Origin of the sequence: Flavobacterium sp., assembly GCF_043720215.1 — a bacterium.
Classification (GTDB): Bacteria; Bacteroidota; Bacteroidia; order Flavobacteriales; family Flavobacteriaceae; genus Flavobacterium.
This window is the reverse complement of sequence record NZ_JAYSSZ010000040.1, coordinates 1-16,407: the sequence shown is the minus strand read 5'-3', so window position 1 is coordinate 16,407 and position 16,407 is coordinate 1. Positions and strand designations below refer to the sequence as shown.

At 31.0% G+C, this 16,407-nt stretch carries 15 protein-coding genes and 1 tRNA gene; 8 read left to right on the top strand and 8 right to left on the bottom strand.

The features are described from left to right. The first annotated feature begins 559 nt into the window (after positions 1-559). Together ACHZC3_RS01605 and ACHZC3_RS01600 are read left to right on the top strand one after the other, a co-directional pair. Positions 560-1,240: a sensor histidine kinase gene (locus tag ACHZC3_RS01605; RefSeq protein ID WP_394758126.1), complete on the top strand. Its 681-nt coding sequence runs from the start codon at positions 560-562 to the stop codon at positions 1,238-1,240. Beyond that, positions 1,227-1,868, top strand: coding sequence for a response regulator (locus tag ACHZC3_RS01600; RefSeq protein ID WP_394758125.1), 642 nt, complete (start codon positions 1,227-1,229; stop codon positions 1,866-1,868). Before ACHZC3_RS01605 ends, ACHZC3_RS01600 begins: the two co-directional genes overlap by 14 nt. Here ACHZC3_RS01600 and rlmN read toward each other — a convergent pair whose 3' ends face one another. Then, positions 1,869-2,912 carry a 23S rRNA (adenine(2503)-C(2))-methyltransferase RlmN gene (gene rlmN / locus ACHZC3_RS01595; protein WP_394758124.1) on the bottom strand — a complete coding sequence of 348 codons (1,044 nt, stop codon included), beginning with the start codon at positions 2,910-2,912 and terminating at the stop codon, positions 1,869-1,871. A gap of 77 nt (positions 2,913-2,989) precedes the next feature. Here rlmN and ACHZC3_RS01590 point away from each other — a divergent pair, with 77 nt between their 5' ends. Next, positions 2,990-3,631, top strand: a complete 642-nt coding sequence (locus ACHZC3_RS01590) for an O-methyltransferase (protein WP_394758123.1) — start codon at positions 2,990-2,992, stop codon at positions 3,629-3,631. A gap of 74 nt (positions 3,632-3,705) precedes the next feature. Here the strand turns inward: ACHZC3_RS01590 and ACHZC3_RS01585 are convergent, their stop codons facing one another. The 5 genes from ACHZC3_RS01585 to ACHZC3_RS01565 are packed head-to-tail and all read right to left on the bottom strand — an operon-like array spanning position 3,706 to position 8,275. Then, positions 3,706-4,275 (bottom strand): phosphatase PAP2 family protein, encoded by a 570-nt coding sequence (locus ACHZC3_RS01585; protein ID WP_394758122.1) that lies wholly within the window; start codon positions 4,273-4,275, stop codon positions 3,706-3,708. Further along, a complete protein-coding gene (locus ACHZC3_RS01580) occupies positions 4,275-4,646 on the bottom strand; it encodes a twin-arginine translocase TatA/TatE family subunit (protein ID WP_394758121.1) in 372 nt (123 codons plus the stop codon). The genes ACHZC3_RS01585 and ACHZC3_RS01580 overlap by 1 nt, the downstream gene beginning before the upstream one ends. A gap of 37 nt (positions 4,647-4,683) precedes the next feature. Further along, positions 4,684-6,939: a M1 family metallopeptidase gene (locus tag ACHZC3_RS01575; RefSeq protein ID WP_394758120.1), complete on the bottom strand. Its 2,256-nt coding sequence runs from the start codon at positions 6,937-6,939 to the stop codon at positions 4,684-4,686. A 60-nt stretch (positions 6,940-6,999) separates the two neighbouring features. Further along, positions 7,000-7,503, bottom strand: coding sequence for a DUF6702 family protein (locus ACHZC3_RS01570; protein WP_394758119.1), 504 nt, complete (start codon positions 7,501-7,503; stop codon positions 7,000-7,002). 13 nt (positions 7,504-7,516) lie between these two features. Beyond that, entirely contained in the window at positions 7,517-8,275 is a 759-nt protein-coding gene (locus ACHZC3_RS01565) for a hypothetical protein (protein ID WP_394758118.1), read from the bottom strand. A gap of 114 nt (positions 8,276-8,389) precedes the next feature. On the opposite strand from ACHZC3_RS01565, the gene pepE reads away from it, so the two are divergent. After that, positions 8,390-9,097 carry a dipeptidase PepE gene (pepE, locus tag ACHZC3_RS01560; protein WP_394758117.1) on the top strand — a complete coding sequence of 236 codons (708 nt, stop codon included), beginning with the start codon at positions 8,390-8,392 and terminating at the stop codon, positions 9,095-9,097. A gap of 36 nt (positions 9,098-9,133) precedes the next feature. Here the strand turns inward: pepE and ACHZC3_RS01555 are convergent. Beyond that, positions 9,134-9,206: transfer RNA gene (locus ACHZC3_RS01555), tRNA-Gly, on the bottom strand. 136 nt (positions 9,207-9,342) lie between these two features. Here ACHZC3_RS01555 and ACHZC3_RS01550 point away from each other — a divergent pair. Together ACHZC3_RS01550 and ACHZC3_RS01545 are read left to right on the top strand one after the other, a co-directional pair. Continuing rightward, positions 9,343-9,780 carry a GNAT family N-acetyltransferase gene (locus ACHZC3_RS01550; RefSeq protein WP_394758116.1) on the top strand — a complete coding sequence of 146 codons (438 nt, stop codon included), beginning with the start codon at positions 9,343-9,345 and terminating at the stop codon, positions 9,778-9,780. Positions 9,781-9,789: 9 nt separating this feature from the next. Next, entirely contained in the window at positions 9,790-11,490 is a 1,701-nt protein-coding gene (locus ACHZC3_RS01545; protein ID WP_394758115.1) for a murein L,D-transpeptidase, read from the top strand. Here the strand turns inward: ACHZC3_RS01545 and ACHZC3_RS01540 are convergent. Further along, complete coding sequence (locus ACHZC3_RS01540) at positions 11,479-12,186, bottom strand: murein L,D-transpeptidase catalytic domain family protein (protein WP_394758114.1); 708 nt, start codon at positions 12,184-12,186, stop codon at positions 11,479-11,481. The genes ACHZC3_RS01545 and ACHZC3_RS01540 overlap by 12 nt on opposite strands. A gap of 204 nt (positions 12,187-12,390) precedes the next feature. Between ACHZC3_RS01540 and ACHZC3_RS01535 the strand changes: the two genes are divergently transcribed. Next, a complete protein-coding gene (locus ACHZC3_RS01535) occupies positions 12,391-14,847 on the top strand; it encodes a DUF5916 domain-containing protein (protein WP_394758113.1) in 2,457 nt (818 codons plus the stop codon). Between the two features lie 103 nt (positions 14,848-14,950). Beyond that, the coding region (gene gpmI / locus ACHZC3_RS01530; RefSeq protein WP_394758112.1) for a 2,3-bisphosphoglycerate-independent phosphoglycerate mutase at positions 14,951-16,407 on the top strand (1,457 nt) is incomplete at its 3' end.

Below are 16,407 nucleotides of genomic sequence, written 5' to 3'. Positions count from 1 at the left end.
TTTATAATTTATACATCCTTATTCTTTTTACTTATTATTTAATTTTTTTAAAATCATTACTAAAAAAAATAGTATATCAAAATATTGCTTCTTTATTTCTCTTCATTTTTTTAATTGGTTACATAATAAATATTTTATTTATTCAAAATCTTTTTAAAAATGTTGTAACAAATGGGTATGCAATTGGCGTTCTATTTGTTACCATTTTAAGTTTACTTTATATTTTTGAAGTATTTACTTCACAGCTAATATTAAATTATAGTAAGTCTATATTTTTTTGGTTTATTTTAGGAGTATTAATTTTTCATGTCCCTTTTTTACCTTTTATGCTATCATTACAATGGTTTTTGATAGATTATAATCCAACAATTTACGGATTAATTATATTTTTTCTAAATTTACTTATGAACTGTTGTTTTGTTATAGGATTTATATGGAGCGAGAAGAAATACAATTACTAGTCATATCATTTAGCATCGTTTTATTTACGCTATTACTGGCTATATTTATTTTATTTTCCTTTTTTCAAAAAAAGAAATCAAAATTTTTGATAGACCAAATGGAGTCCGAATTATTTTTTCAATCTGAACTCACTAAATCAAAAATCGAAATAAAAGAACAAACTTTAACTAATATTAGTCGAGAATTACATGATAATATTGGTCAAATACTTTCTGTTGCTTTGATGCAAATGAATATTATTATTGAAAGTGATGATGAGTATTCTAAAAAAAATTTGGAAAACATAAAAGAATTAGTAACCAAATCGCTAAACGAAATTAGACTGCTTTCAAAAATAATGAACGGTGATATATTCCTTAACACTAGTTTCATATCAGCTATCTCGGAAGATTTAGAACGAATTAAAGAGCTTAAAAAAATTAAATGCAAACTAAACATTGATGGCGAAATTCAAACCATAAATAAAGAACATGAAACTATTATTTATAGAATGTTGCAAGAGGCAATTTCAAATATATTAAGACATTCACATAGCGATTCCATTATAATAAACATCTTATTTACTGAACACAATTGTAAAATAGATGTAATAGATACGGGAAAAGGATTTGATGTACAAAAAAGCATTAAAGGTTCTGGATTATCTAATATTGAAAAAAGAGCCGATTTGATTGGAGCCCTTTTTACCATTTATTCAGAAGAAAATAAGGGAACAATATTAATGATTGACTATCCTATAAAAACAGAAAATAACAATCAGGATTATGGAAAAAATTAAAATAATAATTGTAGACGACCATCTGCTATTCTCACAATCACTCTCTTACCTAATAGGAACATTTAAGGAGTTTGTAGTAATAGGTAGTTATAGTAATGGGAAAGAATTTATAAATTCATTCACAGATACTGAATTTGAAAAACCAAACATTGTTTTACTTGACGTGAATATGCCCATTATGGACGGAATTGAAACTATGAAATGGATTAAAGAAAATAGCCCTGAATTAAAAGTTGTTGCACTTTCTGTAAATGACGATGAAGATACCATAATGAAAATGATCACCAACGGAGCCAAGGGCTACTTACTCAAAGATACGAGCCCTACAGTTTTCAAAGATGCTCTTCTAGATGTTTATCACAAAGGCGTTTACTATTCTGAAATGGTTTCAGGATTTATAATAAACAAGTTAGGAAATAATGAAAATAAAATAATTTTAAAAGAACGAGAAGTCGAATTTATAAAACTGGCTTGCACCGAGAAAACATATAAAGAAATCGCTGACGGTATGTGTTTAAGCCCAAAAACAATTGACGGCTATCGAGAGAATCTATTTCAAAAACTAGAGTTAAAAACCAGAATAGGATTAGTATTATATGCTATAAAAAACAAAATTGTTTGTATTTAATTATATTTCTTTATTAGCTAATTGTCCACAAGCTGCATCAATATCTTTTCCTCTGCTTCGGCGAACCTTTGCAACAATATCATTTTTTGCCAATGCCTTTATATAGTCATCAATAATTTCTGGTGATGCCTGTTGAAACTCACCATCATCAATAGGATTATATTCTATCAAATTAACTTTACAAGGAACATATTTACAAAATTTGACCAATGCGTCTATAGATTCTTTGTTGTCATTTATACCTTTCCAAACCACATATTCGTAGGTAATTTTACTTTTTGTTTTATGATACCAATATTCTAAAGATTCACGCAATTCTGGTAAAGGAAAACTTTTTGTAAATGGCATAATTCGATTACGAATCTCTTCGATAGCTGAATGCAAGGAAACGGCTAGTTTAAATTTTACCTCATCATCAGCCATTTTTCGAATCATCTTAGAAACACCTGATGTAGAAACTGTAATTCTTTTTGGTGACATACCCAATCCTTCGTTAGAAGTTATCATGTCGATAGCTTTAATTACATTGTTATAATTCATGAGTGGCTCTCCCATTCCCATAAATACAATATTAGACAAAGGCCTGTTGTAATACAATTTACTTTCTCTATCTATAGCAATAACTTGATCATAAATCTCTCCAGGCTCTAGGTTTCGCATGCGTTTTAGTCGTGCTGTTGCACAGAAATTACAATCTAAACTGCAACCTACTTGGCTCGAAACACAAGCAGTAGTTCTAGTTTCTGTTGGAATTAGAACTGACTCGACAATTAAACCATCGTGCAAACGGACTGCATTTTTTACAGTTCCGTCAGAGCTGCGTTGCATCGTATCTACTTTGATATGATTGATGACAAAATTTTCTATTAGCATTTGTCTCGTTTCTTTAGAAACATTTGTCATGTCTTCGAAGCTATGGGAACCTTTGCTCCATAACCATTCGTATACTTGATTGCCACGAAATGCTTGGTCATTATTAGCCACAAAAAAATCACGTAATTGTACTTTAGATAATGCTCGTATGTCTTTTTTCTCTGTTTGCATGGTGCAAATTTACGTTATTTTGTTGATTTCGTTATTCTTGTTTTGGTAATTTGTATTTTTGCTTAAAATTTTATCAAATGCACTTCCTTTCTCAAGATTTAGAAGATTATATCGAGCAGCATTCAGAAAACGAACCTGAATTATTAGCACAACTTAATAAAGAAACGTACCAAAAAATCTTGTTACCAAGAATGTTAAGTGGTCATTTTCAGGGTCGAGTTCTTAGTATGTTATCTAAACTTATTCGTCCGGTAAATATTCTTGAAATAGGCACTTATACTGGCTATTCTGGGTTGTGTTTGTGTGAAGGAATGCAAGAAAATGGACAATTACATACTATTGACATTAAGGAAGAATTAATCGATTTTCAGCGAAAATATTTTGACAAATCTCCTTGGGGAAATCAAATTGTACAACATCTAGGCGAAGCTGTTGCTATTATACCTGATTTGGATTTGAAATTTGATTTGGTTTTTATTGATGCCGATAAAGAAAACTACATTAATTATTTTAATTTGATTGTTCCTAAAATAAATAAAGGTGGTATTATCTTATCTGATAATGTTTTGTGGTCTGGAAAAGTTGTTTCGCCTTTAGAAAAAAATGATTTGAGCACAAAAATTTTGTTGGAATACAATTTACTTTTAAAAAATGACCCAAGAGTTGAAACCGTTTTGTTACCTATAAGAGATGGTTTGACTGTTAGTCGAATGCTCTAGCCCAGATGGAAACGGCATCCTTTTTCTTGCTTCTTTAGCAAGAAAAAGATATAGTGAACAGCTGGAAAAAGCTCCTAAAAATTTACTTTAAAATATCTAATTTGAAGTAATTGATACAATTTATAGGTCAAAAATCCCATAATGATTCCGCAAGTATATCCTGCTAAAATATCAGTCGGAAAGTGTAAGCCAATATAAATACGACTGTAAGCAAATATAAACGGCCAAAGGATTACAAGTCCGAAATATTTATAATGATTTTTAAATATTGAATATAAAAACACAAAAACTGCCATCGTATTTGAGGAATGTCCTGAGAAAAAACTAAAGGTAGAACTTGGTTTTATATTTCTAATGATTTCTTTAATTTCTGGATCATTGCAAGGGCGTAATCTTTGAAATGTTTCTTTAAAAAACTCTGTAATTGTATTATTTACTGTAAGTAAAACGGCAACAAAAAGTATAACAATAATGGTTTGCTTTGCTCCTAATTTTTTATAAACTAAATACAATAAGAATAGAAAAAATGGAATCCAATTGATTTGTTTTGTCAAAAAAAACCATAATGGATCAAATGTTTCTGATCCCAAACCATTCAAAAAAACAAGTAATTGTTTGTCTAAATCTATAATTTTTTCGAACATTATAGTTGACGTTTTATTGGACCTGTTAAGTCGTCTAAGTTTTGTTTGACACTAGCTATTTCTGATGTAACATCTTCAGCGATAGCTTTTGTTCCCGTCATATCTTCAGAAGAATTATCCGTTATCATTTTATTGAAACCTTGCTTTACACTATCTATTTCTTTTGTAAAATTGTTAGTTAGATTATTAAAATCTAAATCATTTGAATCAGCGCTTTTAGTGATTTCGCTTTTTATTTCGTTTGTTGCATTTTTTAATTGTGCCATTCCTTTTCCTAAAGTACGGGCAATATCTGGTATTTTATCTGCTCCAAAAAGCATTAATGCTATAAAAATAATAAATACTAATTCTCCTCCTCCTATTCCGAACATCTTTTTGAAATTTAAATCACAAAGTTACAAAGTTATCTTAATCAAATTTAGATTTAACAACTTCTTTTGGCCAAGTATTATTGGTCACGTCAATATCGGCTGTTTCTAGTTTTGGGTCAACTGTTATTTTTTTCACAATTTTTTGTGTGGCAAATGTACGAGATACTTCGTTGTCATTCATTCTCCAGATTTGTGCTGGAAATGTTTGATTTTGAGTTGTTCCGTCTTCAAAAGTTAGTTCCACAATTATTGGCATAACTAATCCACCAGGTTTATTGAACCTTACTTCATAGAAATATTTTGGTGTTTCTAATTTAGCAATTTCTGCTTCAGAAAATTTAGAAGTAATATATTCATCAAGAGTTTTAATTTCTTTTATATTTAACGGTTTGCTCATCTCTGAATTAAATCCTTCACTACCTTCAGCAACCATATACACTTTTGGTCCAGTAGCAGCAAAACGATTACGTCTTGTTATTTCTGGAGCTTTATACTCTTTTGGAGCTTCATTACTTACAAAACATTGTTTCACTTCTTTAATTCCGATATCAGAATAATCTGTAGAATAAAACCATCCTCTCCAAAACCAATCTAAATCTACCGCCGATGCATCTTCCATAGTTCTAAAAAAATCTTCGGGTGTTGGATGCTTAAATTTCCAGCGATTTGCATACGTTTTGAAAGCGTAATCGAACAACTCACGCCCCATAATAGTTTCGCGCAATATATTTAATCCTGTTGCTGGTTTTCCGTAAGCATTGTTTCCAAATTGTTTTAAAACTTCAGAATTTGACATAATAGGCTCTAAACCATTTTGGTCGCCACTCATATAAGGTACAATTAATCTAGCTGGCCCACGACGTGATGGAAATTTAGATTCTGTCCATTCGGTTTCTGCCATATATTGCATAAAAGTATTCAAACCTTCGTCCATCCAAGTCCATTGGCGCTCATCTGAGTTAACAATCATTGGAAAATAATTGTGTCCTACTTCGTGAATGATTACGCCTAACATTCCGTATTTAACGTCGTCAGAATATTTTCCGTCAGTATCTGGACGACCAAAATTCCAACAAATCATTGGGTATTCCATTCCTTGATCCTGAGCGTTTACTGAAACTGCTTTCGGATACGGATAATCGAAAGTATGACTAGAATATGATTTTAATGTATGTGCAACAGCTCTTGTAGAAAATTGTTCCCAAAGCGGATTTCCTTCTTTTGGATAAACTGATGTTGCCATTACAGTTTTTCCACCCAACTTAACCGCCATGGCATCGTGTATAAATTTACGAGAGGTTGAAATTCCAAAATCACGTACGTTTTCCGCTTTAAATTTCCAAGTTTTTTTCTTGTCAGAAAACGAAGTTTCTTTAGCCACGGCTTCAGCTTGCGTGACAATAATTACTGGATTATCGTAAGAAGTTTGTGCTTGAACATAACGTTGTACTTGTTGTGGCGTAAAGACTTCAGCTCTGTTTATCAAATTTCCAGTTGCTTCCATCACATGATCTGCAGGAACGGTAATATTTACTTCGTAATTTCCGAAAGGCAAAGCAAACTCTCCGCTTCCCCAAAATTGCATATTTTGCCAACCTTCCACATCATTATAAACCGCCATTCTTGGGAAAAACTGTGCTAAAACATACAATCTATTTCCATCTTTGAATTGTTCAAAACCAGAACGACCACCATCGATCATATAATTATTGATATTGTACCACCATTTTATATTCAGAACCATCTTCTGACCTTTTGCTAATGGCTTATCTAGATTAATTCGCATCATAGTTTCATTAACAGTATAGGAAACTGAGCTTCCTTTTGCATCTTTTACATATTCTATTTTGAAACCACCATCAAATTTTTCCTCAAGAAAAGTTCTTGAAAATCCTGCTACACTAATTGCCGGATCTATTTTTGTGTCTCGAACTAGTGGTGTTTTAGATGTTTTTGCTAAAATATTCTGATCTAATTGCAACCATAAATATTCTAATGATTCCTTAGCATTGTTAGTATACGTAATGGTTTCTGTTCCGTATAATTTGGCGTTTTTATCATCAAGCTCAATATCCATTTTATAATCTGCTTGTTGCTGATAATATTCTGGACCTGGAGCACCAGAAGCTGTACGATACATGTTTGGCGTTGCAAACTCATTATACATTTGTCTAAACTTATTCACATCGCTATGCCCTTGTTCTTTAGGTTTTTGAACGTCTTTTGCTTCTTGCGCAATAGAAATTGTTGGTGTTGCTAGTAAAAAAAATAAGGAAGTAATAATAGTTTTCATAGTTGGTTTGCAATTGTTATGCTATAAAATTAATTATTTTTATTAAAGAAAATCTTTTTATTAATGATTTAACAAACCTTTCACATTATCTGGAGTTAGCAATAGATTTTGTTTTTTATTGTAAATAGTAGTTTGAATGATATTCTGCTGATTAGAATCGAGTTCAAATAGTGCTGTGTTTTCAATTTCTAATGACTTTATTTTAGCCACATCTGTTATTTTGAAATAACAAATTACAATATTAGCTTCTATTTCTTTACTTAAATAATTGATGCTTTTTTGTTTCCCATTTACTTTAATTAAAAAATGATCTGAAATATATTTTTTCATCAATTGAATATCTTCTTCAGATTCATCACTTTCACCAATATGGGTTGTTTTATTGAATTTTTTCTTTAAAACCATATTCAAATCATCGTAAAAAATACGTGATGTAATTTGAATCATTTTTTTATCTTGAGCATAATTAATTTGATAAATAGATACATAAAATTTATGCGCAATAAAAGATGATAAACTAATTATCGATAAAAACAGTACACAATATAGTATTGATTTCTTCATCTTGTAAAAGTAATTATTCTTTCTTTGGAAAAGTAATCAATAGGTATTTTTGAGCTAATTCGCCTAGCAAAAAAGTAGTCATTGTTTTATTTTTAGATTTTATACTAGCAATTAATCTTTCGTCATCGCTAACATACATCTGAAATCCTTTTACATATTGAGAAGGAATTTTTAAGGTTTCAGTAAAAAAATATTCTTCATATAAATTATCAATTTTTGCTTGCAATCGTTCTTTCTTCTCGACTTCGAGTTCTTTTTTCAGCATCGCTGTTCTTCCAGAAATCCAGTTTAATAAAGGATCTAAACCTACCGAACCGCCTGCCATTCCTCCAGCTTCTATACTTGCAAAAGGAGCCGTTGCAGTTCTTAATCGTCTTTGTGCTGGTGTGTATGATTTTGTTCCTTTTGGGATTATCCCTAACGAAACGGCATTTATTTCTGGATAATTTTTTATATAGACCTCATCTAACATATTAACTTGCTGTTTTAAACGCATAAAAAACAGACTTTCGGAAAAATCTGATTGCTTCAAAACAATTTGCATTCCTTTTACCTGCATTCCTGAAAACATTAAAGTATCCATTGGCTTGGCTAAAATCGAGAAAAATCCGCTTTTTTCGGTTAGTGCACTTTTTTCGTTAGTCAGATTAATAACGTGAATACCTTCTAGGTTTGAAGCTTCCGAGATTACTTTTCCTTTCAATAATATTTGCGAGGAAACACATTGAGATAAAAATAAAAACGAAAATACTAAAAATAAAATTTGCTTCATAAACGCTTAATATTTTGTAAAAATAGACGTCAATCTTCACAATTTATTATTAATGTCATGGTAATATTTTTGTTAATAATAATATTTACCTTTGATATATTAAATTTGAAAACAATGAAAAGAGTTATTCTTGCCAGCACTTCTACCTTATATAATGGTGACTATTTAGATTATTTGTTACCAACATTAGCTACTCATTTTGTAAATTGCAAAACGTTGCTTTTTATACCTTACGCTAGACCTAGTGGGATTTCGCATGATGATTACACTAAAAAAGTAAGCATGGCTTTTGCCAAAATAAATATATCCGTACAAGGTATTCATCAGTACAAAAATCCCGCAGAAGCCATACAAAGGGCCGAAGCAATTTTTACTGGCGGAGGCAATACTTTTTTGCTAGTTTCGCAACTATACAAAAACAATTTGATGACTGTTTTAAAAAATACTATTGACGCTGGAACTCCTTATTTAGGCACAAGTGCTGGAAGTAATATAGGCGGAATGACAATGAATACAACTAATGACATGCCCATTGTTTTACCTGAAAGTTTTAACACTTTAGAATTAATTCCATTTAATCTGAATCCGCATTATCTAGATGCAAACAACCAATCGACTCATATGGGAGAAACTCGAGAAACCCGAATAAACGAATTTCATACCCTAAGTAGCATTCCTGTTTTGGGATTACGAGAAGGGAGTTGGTTAGAGATTTATGGAGAGACTATTATCTTGAAAGGAAATTTAACCGCAAGGCTATTTCGACAAAATGAAACTCCAATTGAGTTAGAAACAAATACAAATTTTAATTTTTTGACATAAAAAAACCTCAAACTTACATTTGAGGTTTCTATGAAGAGCGAAAGACGAGGCTCGAACTCGCGACAACCAGCTTGGAAGGCTGGAGCTCTACCAACTGAGCTACTTTCGCATTACTGAGGTGCAAATATAAATAATATTTCTCGTTAGTTGCAAATTTTTTTTGAAAAAAAAGACACTTTATTTTTATTAAAAACATTAATCTTCATAAATCATTTATTATTAAACTTTTAGCCGTCCTAAAACCTATGGAAATTATTAAAGAAATTACTTTTCAAGAAACATTTTCTGTCCGCCATAAGGTTTTACGAAAAGGAAAACCAATTGAAACTTGTTTTTTTGATGGCGATAATCTGGAACAAACAAAACACTTTGGCTATTTTAATAATGGAAAAATTGTGGGTGTTGTGTCGATTTATAAAAATAAAAATAGTATTTTTAAATTCCCAAATCAATATCAAATTCGTGGAATGGCAATCTTGGAAGAATTTCAAGAAAAAGGATACGGAAAACTGTTAATTAAACATTGTGAAGATTATTTAAAAAATAATGACACAAATTTAATCTGGTTTAACGCCCGAGAAACTGCTGTAACATTTTACGAAAAATTAGGTTACACCAAAAATGGATTTCCTTTTACTATTACTGATGTGGGAATTCATTTTTTAATGTTTAAAAATTTATAACAATACTAAATGAAGCATATTTACTTATTTCTAGCTATTATAGTTTTTATCTGTTGCAAAAATACTTCGATAAAGAATACCTCAGAAAATAATGATTTTGTAGATTTTTCGTTTCTGAAATTTTCTGTAAAAATAGATTCTGTTTTATTAAGTAGCTACAACAATCCAGCATTAATAACTTTTTACAAAAACTACAATAACGAAACCGTTTGGACTTCTAATGAAAAAAGAGTTGTTATTTTAGATGAGTTTAAAAATGCTACCAACGAAGGCTTACTTCCTAATGATTACAATTATGATAAATTACTCGATTTACATAATAAATTTAACAGCTTAGATGATCCTAAAATAGTTGAGTTCGATTTACTATTTACACAAAGTCTTCAAAAATATGTTTCTCATATATATAAAGGCAAAATTTCTCCTAAAATAACTGCAGGAGATTGGGATTTGAAAGAAAAAACAATCGATGCAAATACTTTGATTATTGAGGCTTTTGAAAATAATAGTTTTCCAACTCTATTTGAAAATTGTAAACCAAAACATCCAGTATACAAAAGCTTAAAAGAAGCGCTTAGAATATTAAATTCATTTCCTAAAGATTCTGTTCAATTTATTATTCTAAAACCGAAGGATAAAATTTCTCTTAACAAATCTCATAAAATTGTAAAAACCATAAAAAGTCGATTAATGTATTGGCAGGATATGAAACAGAATGATACTTTGACTACTATTTATGACAAAGAAACTCAAGATGCCGTAAAAGCATTTCAAGCACGTCACGGATTATTTCCTGACGGAGTTATAGGAAGAGGAACTGTTTTAGCAATGAATTTTTCAAGAAACCAAAGAATTGAGCAAGTGATTGCAAACATGGAACGTTGGAGATGGTATTCGAATGATTTTGGTAAAAATTACCTTTTAATAAACATTCCAGATTACACTTTAGTTGCTATAAAAAACAATGATACCATGCAAAAACAAAGAATTGTCGTGGGGAAAGAAACTAGGCAAACGCCAATAATTGAATCTAGAGTTTCCAACATAAATCTAAACCCAAATTGGACTGTTCCACCAACTATTTTAAAAGAAGATATTTACCCAGATGCTATAAAAGACAGGAGTGTTTTTAAGAAAAAAAATCTAGTCATTTTAAATAGCAAAAACAAAGAAGTAAGCCCGTGGGATTGGAAAATGGAAGATGCAAAAAAGTACAAATATGTACAAAACCCTAGCAGAAATAATGCTTTAGGACTAATGAAAATAAATTTCCCAAATAAATATTCTGTTTATCTTCATGACACTAACCATCGAGATTATTTTGCTTACACTTACAGGTCTTTAAGTTCTGGTTGTGTACGTCTAGAAAAACCACTAGAAATGGCAACTTATCTTATTAATGATGAATCCAAATGGGATCTAAAAACTATTCAAGATACAACAGACATTAATTATTACAACAAACTACAAAAAGAAAAAGAAAAGAAAATTGCCATAAAAAACGCTAAGCTTTTAGCTAAAAATCCACTTTTAGTAATTCCTGAAAGAAAATATGCTAAACCAGAATTAAAAACAATTGTGATAAATATTACTGATGAAATTTTGATACATCAATTATACTGGACTGCTTGGCTACAAAATGGAAAATTGCAGTTTAGAGAAGATATTTACTGTCTCGATTTCGATTTATATTCTAAACTAAGAAACTAATCTAGACGCAATTTCGTAACTTCTACTTGGGTGGTAAATAAATATACAAGATTTACCTTTTATAGTTTTTATTATTTCCTTTTTTAAAGCTTCAGGAATTGCAGGACAACCTTGAGATCTTCCTAAATAACCTTGAGATCTTAATATTGATGGATTAGCATAACTTGCTCCATGCATTACAACTGCTCTTGAACGAGCATTGCTATTTATCCCTCTTTCTTGTCCATCTAGCTTCAATGACAATCCGTGTTTTCCCATGTAGGTTTCTCCTGTAGTATAAAAACCTAAACTGCTTTTATTTGAACTTGGAGCGTTTGAAAAGTTCTTTGCATACTCACCACCGGAATTCATTCCGTGAGAAACTAACGAATTATATAAAATAGTATTCGTAGACAAATCGATTACCCATAATCTCTTCTTAGTAGATGACATGCTAAAATCAATTACTGTTAGAATATCTTTATGTATTAGCCCTTTTTCTTTTAAAGCATAAAAACCTGCCATCGCTTTTTTAAAACAAGTAATTTGAGGCATAGCAAAATGATTTGCATCTAATGAATTATAAACAATTTCGATTCTTGCCGCTAGGTTGTTTGCAGTTGCACTAGCAATTAAGATAGGGTCTGTGTTAGTAGTAGCCTTTGGAGCAAAAGACATAAAAAATACTAGAAGAAGAGGTAAGATTCTGTAAGTCATTGATTATCTTTTAATTGTGTTATTATTTCAACAAGACAAATATGTGATAAAAAATAATACAAACCAAATTTTTTTGCACTTAATCGGTAAAATTTAACATTTCAACGGTTTTTTTAATTTTAATAATTAGTTAAACTATTCATAAATAGCAACTGTTCAGCTAAGAAAATTCATAACTTTGTTAACATCATCAAAATCAAAATTATGGTATACAGATTTGCATTTATACTAATAATCCTGTTTAATATAAACATTCAGGCGCAAAACAACCCTACTTCAAGTTCAGAAAACCAATCAAATAGCACTACTCTAGAAAAAAAGAAACTCAAAGCACTTTTTACTGACGAAAAAATTTCAATCGATGGTGAACTAAATGACGCTATTTGGAACAAAGCAGAAATAGCCACAGACTTTTTTATGTTTGAACCTGATAATGGGAAACAAATTTCAGATAATAAAAAAAGTGATATCAAAATAGTTTATGATAATGAGGCTATATATATAGGAGCAATTCTCAATGATGATGAACCAAACAAAATTATGAAAGAAATCACACAGCGTGATGATGATGGTTCTTCCGATTTTTTTGGTGTTAGCTTAAATGGTTACAATGATGGTCAGCAAGAATTTAGGTTTTTTGTTACTGCAGCTGGCGTTCAATTAGACTGTAATTCAAATGCTCAAACTGGAGAAGACTTCTCTTGGGATGCTATTTGGACCAGTGAAGTAAAAATAACAGACAAAGGTTGGATTGTAGAAATGAAAATTCCCTATTCAGCACTTCGATTTCCAAAGGGAAATAATCAAACTTGGGGAATTAATTTTTTAAGACAAATACGTCGTGACAGACAACTTTATTTTTGGACAAACGTAGATAACAAAAAAGGATCGTTAGAACAACAAGCAGGGGAATTGCATGGCATTGAAAATATAAAAACACCAACTCGATTATTCTTTTTTCCTTATGCTTCTTTTTATGCTAACAAAGACAAAGAAGGCACAAAAACTGAAATAAAAGGCGGTTTAGACATAAAATATGGAATAAATGATGCCTTTACTTTAGATGCAATTTTGGTCCCAGACTTTGGTCAAACTGCATTCGATAATAAAATTCTAAATCTTGGCCCGTTCGAACAACAATTTAGCGAAAACAGACCTTTTTTTACAGAAGGAACCGATTTGTTTAATAAAGGAAGCTTGTTTTATTCTAGAAGAATTGGAGGTTCCCCATCAATTTATCCAGAAACCACAGTAAACGAAGAAGTAATAAATTATCCTAATACAGTAAATTTACTTAATGCTCTAAAAGTCTCTGGAAGAACAAAAGGCGGACTTGGAATAGGAGTTTTAAACGCAATTACCGAAAAAACTGAAGTTGAAATATTAAATACAAATACTGGGTTAAAAAGAAAATCTGTTGTAGAACCTTTATCAAATTATAATATTATTTCTTTTGACCAGCGATTTCGTAAAAACTCATCTGTTTCCTTTATAAATACTAATGTAACTCGAAATGGCGAATTTAGAGATGCAAATGTTTCTGGTCTTGTTTTTGATTTAAACACAAAGAAAAACACTTATAACTTATCTGGTGATTTTAAATACAGTACCATAAATGAGTATCAAAACCAGAAAAACAGAAACGGATACAACACTTCATTAAATTTTGCAGAAACCAGCGGAAAAATACGCTATAGTACAAGTTTAAATTATGTTACAAAAAAATTTGATACTAACGATTTAGGAATTAATTTCCAAACCAATTATTTGAGATTCAATGGTAACGTAAATTATAGAATTCTAAAACCAACAAAAATTTTAAACTCTTTCCAGCTCAATAGTAATATTTATTCTGAGTATGAAAACAAAACAGGTTATTTACAAGGATTTAATTTAAATACTAATGTAAATTTATCAACCAAAAAGAACGATGGATTCGGGATTGGTATAAATATGCGTCCAGTAAAAATATACGATTTTTATCAACCATCCGTTGAAGGACGATATGTAGAATTACCTGAGTATTATAGTTCTTGGGTATATTTTTCATCTAATTACAATCGAAAATTTGCACTAGACGTTAATCCTTGGGCAGGCTTTACATCTGAAAAAGGACGTTCAGAATATGGTTTCGATTTTAGTCCGAGATATCGATTTAATAATAAAATATCGACCATTGTAAGTTATAATTACAGCAAAGAAAAGAATACTAAAGGTTTAGCTGATATTGTAAATGATGAAATTATTTTCGAACAACGCGATGTCAATACCTCTACAATTTCTTTACGTGTAAAATATGCTTTAAACAACAAAATGACAATTAACGCCACTAACCGTTACTATTGGAGTTATGTAGAAAACAAAGCCTTTGAAAAACTAGAAAATAACGGAACTTTTTCATCTACAAACTACAATCAAATAAACAATCAAGATTTTAGCACCTGGAATTTAGATATTTCTTATTCTTGGTGGATTGCTCCTGGTAGTCAGTTAAACGTTTTATACAGAAACAATTCTGCTAATTTTAATAATGGTCCTTCAAATGTAAATAAAAACATAGGAGATAATTTCAATAGTCTTTTTGGAGATAAATTAAACCAAACTTTCTCTATTAGTTTACGATACTTTTTAGATTATAATAGAGTCAAAAACTGGATATAATTCATTAAATTTGTAGCTATTCCTGCTGTACACTATATCTTTTCCTTGCTAAAGAAGCAAGAAAAAGGATGCCGTTACCATCAGGGCTAAAAACCTGCAAACAATGAACAAAAAAGTAATCCTAATGATACTCGATGGCTGGGGAAAATCGCCAGACCCAAAAGTATCTGCTATAGACAATGCCAACATTCCGTTTATAAATTCGCTTTACAAAAATTATCCCAGCGCACAATTGCGAACAGATGGTCTAAACGTAGGTTTACCAGAAGGACAAATGGGAAACTCCGAAGTTGGACACATGAATCTTGGTGCTGGACGAATCGTTTATCAAGACTTAGCTAAAATAAATCTAGCCGTTGCCAATCATACATTAAACAAAGAACAAGTTCTAATAGATGCTTTTCAATACGCAAAAGACAAAAATGTAAATGTGCATTTCTTAGGATTACTTTCCGACGGAGGTGTGCATTCTCACACATCGCACTTGCGAGGATTACTAGATGCCGCAGAAGATTTCGGGTTACAAAAAGTTTTTATTCATGCCTTTACAGATGGTCGTGATGTAGACCCAAAATCAGGAAAAAAATATATAGAAGATTTACAAAATTACATTACAAATACACCTGCAAAAATAGCATCTGTTATTGGTCGTTATTACGCCATGGATCGCGACAAACGCTGGGAACGCATAAAATTAGCTTACAATTTATTAGTAAATGGAAGTGGTACAAAAACCACAAATTTCATAGAAAGCATAGCTAAAAGTTATCAAAACGACATAACTGATGAATTTTTACAACCCATGGTTATGGTCGATTACAATAATAATCAAATTACCACAATTCAGGATAACGATGTGGTTATTTTTTTTAATTTTAGAACCGATCGTGGTCGAGAACTCACCGAAGCCTTATCTCAACAAGATTTTCACGAGCAAAACATGCACAAACTCAATTTGTATTATGTAACACTCACAAATTATGACGAAACCTTCGAGAATGTAAAAGTTGTTTACAACAAAGACAATATAACAGAAACATTGGGGGAAGTTCTAGAAAAAGCAAATAAAAAACAGATTCGAATTGCCGAAACCGAAAAATATCCACACGTTACATTTTTCTTTTCTGGCGGGAGAGAACAACCTTTTATTGGCGAAAGCAGGATTTTAAAAAACTCTCCAAAAGTAGCTACCTACGATTTGCAACCAGAAATGAGTGCTTATGAACTTACAGAAGCTTTAATTCCAGAATTAGAAAAACAAGAAGTAGATTTTGTATGTCTCAATTTTGCAAACGGTGATATGGTGGGACACACAGGAATTATGGAGGCTGCAATTAAAGCTTGTGAAGCTGTTGATAAATGTGTCGAAAAAGTAATTACAGCAGCATTAGCAAACAATTATACAACTATTGTAATCGCCGATCATGGCAATTGCGAAACTATGATAAATTCTGACGGAAGCCCAAACACTGCACATACAAGAAATCCCGTTCCTATTATTTTAGTCGATTCAGCGTTGAAAACAATTCACGACGGTGTTTTAGGTGACATTGCACCAAC

What these genes read in the sequence shown, in the direction of transcription:
- ACHZC3_RS01540 (WP_394758114.1), bottom strand. Translation starts at nt 12,186, where the DNA reads ATGACTTACAGAATCTTACCTCTTCTTCTAGTATTTTTTATGTCTTTT.
- ACHZC3_RS01580 (WP_394758121.1), bottom strand. Translation starts at nt 4,646, where the DNA reads ATGTTCGGAATAGGAGGAGGAGAATTAGTATTTATTATTTTTATAGCA.
- ACHZC3_RS01585 (WP_394758122.1), bottom strand. Translation starts at nt 4,275, where the DNA reads ATGTTCGAAAAAATTATAGATTTAGACAAACAATTACTTGTTTTTTTG.
- ACHZC3_RS01605 (WP_394758126.1), top strand. Translation starts at nt 560, where the DNA reads ATGGAGTCCGAATTATTTTTTCAATCTGAACTCACTAAATCAAAAATC.
- ACHZC3_RS01570 (WP_394758119.1), bottom strand. Translation starts at nt 7,503, where the DNA reads ATGAAGAAATCAATACTATATTGTGTACTGTTTTTATCGATAATTAGT.
- ACHZC3_RS01550 (WP_394758116.1), top strand. Translation starts at nt 9,343, where the DNA reads ATGGAAATTATTAAAGAAATTACTTTTCAAGAAACATTTTCTGTCCGC.
- pepE (WP_394758117.1), top strand. Translation starts at nt 8,390, where the DNA reads ATGAAAAGAGTTATTCTTGCCAGCACTTCTACCTTATATAATGGTGAC.
- rlmN (WP_394758124.1), bottom strand. Translation starts at nt 2,912, where the DNA reads ATGCAAACAGAGAAAAAAGACATACGAGCATTATCTAAAGTACAATTA.
- ACHZC3_RS01565 (WP_394758118.1), bottom strand. Translation starts at nt 8,275, where the DNA reads ATGAAGCAAATTTTATTTTTAGTATTTTCGTTTTTATTTTTATCTCAA.
- ACHZC3_RS01600 (WP_394758125.1), top strand. Translation starts at nt 1,227, where the DNA reads ATGGAAAAAATTAAAATAATAATTGTAGACGACCATCTGCTATTCTCA.
- ACHZC3_RS01575 (WP_394758120.1), bottom strand. Translation starts at nt 6,939, where the DNA reads ATGAAAACTATTATTACTTCCTTATTTTTTTTACTAGCAACACCAACA.
- ACHZC3_RS01535 (WP_394758113.1), top strand. Translation starts at nt 12,391, where the DNA reads ATGGTATACAGATTTGCATTTATACTAATAATCCTGTTTAATATAAAC.
- ACHZC3_RS01590 (WP_394758123.1), top strand. Translation starts at nt 2,990, where the DNA reads ATGCACTTCCTTTCTCAAGATTTAGAAGATTATATCGAGCAGCATTCA.
- ACHZC3_RS01545 (WP_394758115.1), top strand. Translation starts at nt 9,790, where the DNA reads ATGAAGCATATTTACTTATTTCTAGCTATTATAGTTTTTATCTGTTGC.